At 63.7% G+C, this 2979-nt stretch carries 3 protein-coding genes; all 3 read right to left on the reverse strand.

Annotated features, from left to right (window positions below; genetic code table 11):
* Positions 1–3: 3 nt before the first annotated feature.
* Positions 4–1884: a potassium transporter Kup gene (locus VK519_RS17715; protein WP_324351984.1), complete on the reverse strand. Its 1881-nt coding sequence runs from the start codon at positions 1882–1884 to the stop codon at positions 4–6.
* Positions 1885–1886: 2 nt separating this feature from the next.
* A complete protein-coding gene (gene ruvA, locus VK519_RS17720) occupies positions 1887–2486 on the reverse strand; it encodes a Holliday junction branch migration protein RuvA (protein WP_324351986.1) in 600 nt (199 codons plus the stop codon).
* Positions 2483–2979 (reverse strand): crossover junction endodeoxyribonuclease RuvC (gene ruvC, locus VK519_RS17725; protein ID WP_324351988.1); only part of this gene is annotated, 497 nt, incomplete at its 5' end. The genes ruvA and ruvC, both read right to left, overlap by 4 nt.

The following is a 2979-nucleotide window of genomic DNA, read 5'->3' on the forward strand; positions in this document are numbered from 1 at the left end:
GTCCTAGATCTCCACCTGCGCACCCAGCTCGATCAACCGGTTGCCCGGGATCTGGAAGAACGCCGTGGCCGGCAGCGCATTGCGTGCCATGAAGGCAAACAGCTTGTCACGCCAAAGCGCCATGCCCGGCCGGCGAACGTCGGCAACGATGGTTTCGCGTGACAGGAAGAATGTCGTGTCCATCAGGTCGAAGCCCAGCCCCTTTGCCGAGCAGCGCTGCAGGGCGAGCGGGATGTTCGGATCCTCGGCGAAGCCGAAGCGCAGCTGCAGTCCGTAGAAGCCTCCGCCCATGTCGACGATATCCACGCGCTCATCGTTGTCGGCTACCGGCGTTTCCAACACGTCAACGGTAAGCATCACATTGCGCTCGTGCAGCACCTTGTTATGTTTGAGGTTGTGCAGCATGGCGTGCGGCACGGAATTCTGGTTGGCGGTAAGGAACACCGCCGTGCCTGGCACCCGCAACGGCGGATGTTCGGCGATATTCTCGATGAAGGGAGCCAGGGCCAGGCCCGATTGCTTGATCTCTCGCACCACCAGGTCGCGGCCGCGGCGCCAGGTGGTCATCATGGTGAAGATCACCACGCCCAGCACCAGCGGGAACCAGCCGCCATGGGCGATCTTCAGTGCATTGGCGCCGAAGAAGGCGAAGTCGACGATCAGGAAAATGACGCCCGTGGCGATCACCGCCGGCCAGCCCCAATTCCAGCGCTTGCGCGCCACCACCAGGGCCAGCATGGTGGTCATGGTCATCGTGCCGGTGACCGCAATGCCGTAGGCCGCACCCAGGTTGTTCGATGAGCGGAAGCCCACCACTGCCAGCAGCACCAGTACCAGCAACAAGCGGTTGATCCATGGCAGGAAGATCTGTCCCGACATCTGGTGCGAGGTGTGCTTGATTGCCATGCGCGGGGAATAACCCAGTTGCATGGCTTCGCGGGTCATCGAGAACGCGCCGGAAATCACCGCCTGCGAGGCGATCAGCGCCGCCATGGAGGACAACACCACCATCGGATACAGCAGGCTTTCCGGCACCAGCCTGTAGAACGGATTCTCGATCGCCGTCTGGTCATGCAGCAACAAGGCGCCCTGGCCAAAGTAATTGATCAAGAGCGCCGGCAGCACGAAGAAGAACCACGACAGGCGAATCGAACGCTTGCCGAAATGACCCATGTCGGCGTACAGCGCCTCGGCGCCGGTGAGCGCCAGCACCACGCCGCCAAGGGCAATGAACGCGCCGCGGCCATGCGTCTGGAAGAACTCCACCGCATACATCGGGTTCAGTGCATACAGCACCTGGGGGTGGGCCATGATCTGCCGAGCGCCCAGCACGGCCAGCACGATGAACCAGATAATCATCACCGGCGCGAAAGCCCGGCCCACCAGGTGCGTACCGTGGCGCTGGATGCCGAAGAGCACCAGGATGATCACCACGCAAATCGGAATGATGTAGGCATCCAGGCCAGGCGCTGCGATCTCCAGCCCCTCCACCGCAGAAAGCACCGACATGGCCGGGGTGATCACGCCGTCGCCGTAGAACAGCGAGGCACCGAAAATGCCGATGGCCGCCAGCACCCAGCGCGCCCGCGGGCTACCCACCATGCTGCGCTGGGCCAGCGCCATCAGCGCCATGATGCCGCCCTCGCCCTTGTTGTCTGCACGCATCACGAAGGTCACGTACTTCAGTGACACCACCATGATAAGCGCCCAGAAAATCAGCGACAGCACACCCAGCACGGCGTCTGGTGCCGGCTGCATGCCGTGCGTGCCCAAGGTTTCCTTCATCGCATACAACGGGCTGGTACCGATATCGCCGAAGACGACGCCAACAGCACCCGCCGCGAGTGCGGCCAGCGAATGGCGTCGGGTTTCATTGGTTTGCACGATCAATTCCCCAGCGCGGCGCGCAGCGCCTTGCGGATGATGGCCTCGGCGTCATCGCCGTCGGCTGCGGTTTTCTGTACCAGGCGCGACACTTCCACCGGCTTGTAGCCCAGTTGCAGCAGCGCGACGGTGGCTTCGCCGGCGGCGTCCAGCGGCGCACCCGATGGCATCGCGCCACCGGCTGGCATGGCCGCGCCGTTGGCGTCGACACGGTCGCGTAGTTCCACCACGATGCGTTCGGCCGTCTTCTTGCCGATGCCGGGGATTTTGGTCAGCGCCACCACATCGCCGGCAAGCACCAGGCGGGAGAACTGGTCGGTGGATACGCCCGAGAGCACCGCCAGGGCGATCTTGGCGCCGATGCCGGACACCTTGAGCAGGTTCCGGAACAGCGCGCGCTCGTGTTCGTGCATGAAGCCGTACAGCGCGACGGAGTCTTCTTTCACCGCATGGTGGGTGAGGAGAGTGACTTCCTTGCCCGTGGCTGGAAGCTCGTAGATGGTGGACATAGGGGCGTCCACTTCGTAGCCCACGCCACCGACGTCGATCAACAGGCTGGGCGGCTGTTTGGTTACCAGGATGCCGCGCAAACGTCCGATCATCGGCGCCGCCTCCATGCGGTGCGGGGAATGCCCAGTCGCTCGGTGCTCGAGCGGGTATGGGCGTGGGTCACGGCGATCGCCAGCGCGTCGGCGGCATCGGCCTGGATGGGCCCCTTGATCGACAACAGGATGCCGATCATGTGTTGCACCTGCGCTTTGTCGGCGCGTCCACTGCCGACGACTGCCTGCTTCACTTCACTGGCCGCATATTCGTGCACGACGATCCCCTGGTTGACCAACGCGCAAATGGCAGCGCCGCGCGCCTGGCCCAGTTTAAGTGCCGAATCGGGATTGCGGGCCATGAAGACACGCTCGATGGAGGCCTCGGTGGGCTGGTGCGTGCCCACGATAACCTGCAATTCGTCGAAAATTCGTTTCAGCCGAAGCGGGAACGTGGCCTCGCCGGCCACGGCCAGTGCGCCGTGGAACACATGGCGAAGACTGCCGTCGTCGGCGACGTCAATAATCCCCACGCAGGTGCGTTGGCTGCCCG

This window comes from Pinirhizobacter sp. (assembly GCF_035317885.1).
Taxonomy (GTDB): Bacteria; Pseudomonadota; Gammaproteobacteria; order Xanthomonadales; family Rhodanobacteraceae; genus Pinirhizobacter.